The following is a 1,965-nucleotide window of genomic DNA, read 5'->3' as shown; positions in this document are numbered from 1 at the left end:
CGCGTGTCGGCGCCGGCCTCGGCACGGCGCCGAAGCCGTCGCCGGACGGCGCGCGTCCCGGCACTGCGGGCCGCCCCGCCAACGGGGGCGGCCTGCCGCCGGGCATCAGCGGTGCGGCAGCCGTCGGGGCCGCCCGCGTGGGTGAGGCGGTACGCGCCGCGCGTACCTCGGTCAGCTCGGCCGCGTCGCGCGGACCGCGCCGGGCCCGGCTGAACCTCAAGCGGATCGACCCGTGGTCCGTGATGAAGTTCGCGTTCGCGGTCTCCGTGGTGCTCCTCATCGTGGTGGTCGTCGCCACCTCGGTGCTCTACCTCGCTCTGGACGCGATGGGCGTGTTCAAGAGCGTCAACGACAGCCTCACGGACCTGGTGAACGCCGGTGGCGGCCAGGGCGGCGGCGGCTTCCGGATCACCGCCAAGGGCGTGATCCTCAGCTCCGCGCTGATCGGCCTGGTCAACGTCGTGCTCTTCACCGCGCTGGCCACGCTGGGCGCGTTCGTCTACAACGTCTGCGCCGACCTGGTCGGCGGGATCGAGCTGACGCTCGCCGAGCGGGACTGAACCCGACGAGGACGCCGGGGCACCGCGTAAAGCGGGCGCCCCGGCGTCGCATGTCCGGGTAGGTTCGAAGGTGGCGCGGGTGAGCCGCGCCGCCACGGGCCCCCGATTTGGGGGCCACGGCGGCGATGGGTTAACCTTGCTCGTCGCTACGCGGGGCTATAGCTCAGTCGGTTAGAGCGCAGAGCTGATAACTCTGAGGTCGCTGGTTCGATTCCAGCTAGCCCCACCGCACATCGTCCGACGGTAGTCGAGCGCGAGGGGTCAAGCCCATGTTCAAGAAGCTCCTGATCCTGGTCGGCGTCGTCGGCGTGGCCGCCGTCGTGGCCAAGAAGATCAAGGCCTCGAACGACGAACGCGCTCTCTGGCACGAGGCGACCACCGCGCCCGACCTGCGCTGACCGCGCCTCCTCCGACTAGCCAGCACCGGGCGACTCCGCCCGCCTCGGGGCCCTAGCTCAACTGGCAGAGCACTGCCTTTGCAAGGCAGGGGTTAGGGGTTCAAGTCCCCTGGGCTCCACCAACATCGCCTCTGACCAGGCGATCCCTTCTCGCAAGATCAACGGGCACAAGCCGGGCACAGGTCAGTCATGATCTTGCAGCCGGATGGTCGCCTTGTTGGCACGCTCCGCCGCTGAGCTCAGAACCGAGCCGACGACGCCGCTGGGCCGGTCTCGCTTCGGCATCCAGTGCACGTACGTCTCCAACGTGATGCGCAACGTCCTGTGCCGAAGCAGACGCTGCACCTCCTGCGGCTCGACGTGGTTGGTGATCAGCGTCGTAGCGAAGAAGTGCCGCAGTGCGTGAAACCCGCGATGCTTCTTGGGCCAACCAGCGGCATCACGCCATCCGGCCCACTCTCGGGACCAGGTGCGGTCAGTGAAGGCGTTGCCCCGGGTGGTGGTGAACAGCAACGGCACGGTTCGCCGCACTGGCTCGCCGGAGGTGATGTCGACCATCTCCACCGGTTCGGATGGGAAGTCCCGCATGTGATCGGCCAGCACTTGACCCACGAACGGGTCAAGGGCGGGCCGCAAGCAGCCCGCCGCCGTGTCGCGCCGGGGCGCGCGTGCGGCCTGGCGGCCGGTCATGCCCTGGCGCACACGGCGCGACATGTGATCACCAGAGGCAGCAGCAGCGACGGCCAAGCCGCGGCCGGCATCGACGATCGGCCAGCGGAGATGGCTCTGGTGCCCGGCGTGCGTCGTTGTGGCGGTGCCCGTCGTGGGTGGGGTCCGTGATACGAGAGCCGCTTAGCCGCCGGACGCGACGAAGAGCCGGGTCGATTGGGTGTGAGTTTCTTCGAGGTTCCGTGAACCCAGCACTGGATGGAGCAATAGTCAAGACTTGTGGATGAGAAATCTTGATCAGGCGGCTGCGGCGTCGGAGGTGACGGGTTCGGTCGTGG

At 68.7% G+C, this 1,965-nt stretch carries 3 protein-coding genes and 2 tRNA genes; 4 read left to right on the top strand and 1 reads right to left on the bottom strand.

From position 1 onward, the window contains the following. From B0E53_RS35985 to B0E53_RS35975, 4 genes are all read left to right on the top strand, one after another. Positions 1-560 (top strand): DUF3566 domain-containing protein (locus B0E53_RS35985; RefSeq protein WP_146167957.1); only part of this gene is annotated, 560 nt, incomplete at its 5' end. A 152-nt stretch (positions 561-712) separates the two neighbouring features. Next, positions 713-786, top strand: a tRNA-Ile gene (locus B0E53_RS35980). 43 nt (positions 787-829) lie between these two features. Next, complete coding sequence (locus B0E53_RS38865) at positions 830-958, top strand: DLW-39 family protein (RefSeq protein WP_208862918.1); 129 nt, start codon at positions 830-832, stop codon at positions 956-958. Between the two features lie 46 nt (positions 959-1,004). Further along, a tRNA-Ala gene (locus B0E53_RS35975) sits at positions 1,005-1,080 on the top strand. 61 nt (positions 1,081-1,141) lie between these two features. On the opposite strand, the gene B0E53_RS35970 is transcribed toward B0E53_RS35975, so the two are convergent. Continuing rightward, a complete protein-coding gene (locus B0E53_RS35970) occupies positions 1,142-1,672 on the bottom strand; it encodes a tyrosine-type recombinase/integrase (RefSeq protein WP_246835777.1) in 531 nt (176 codons plus the stop codon). Between the last annotated feature and the right edge of the window lie 293 nt (positions 1,673-1,965).

The organism is Micromonospora sp. MH33 (assembly GCF_003013775.1).
GTDB lineage: Bacteria > Actinomycetota > Actinomycetes > Mycobacteriales > Micromonosporaceae > Micromonospora > Micromonospora fulviviridis.
Note: the sequence above shows the minus strand (reverse complement) of the source record. Positions and strands in the feature narration are given on the sequence as shown.

Excerpts from the sequence above, each read along its gene's own strand:
- B0E53_RS38865 (WP_208862918.1), top strand. The coding sequence starts at position 830 with ATGTTCAAGAAGCTCCTGATCCTGGTCGGCGTCGTCGGCGTGGCCGCC.
- B0E53_RS35970 (WP_246835777.1), bottom strand. The coding sequence starts at position 1,672 with ATGTCGCGCCGTGTGCGCCAGGGCATGACCGGCCGCCAGGCCGCACGC.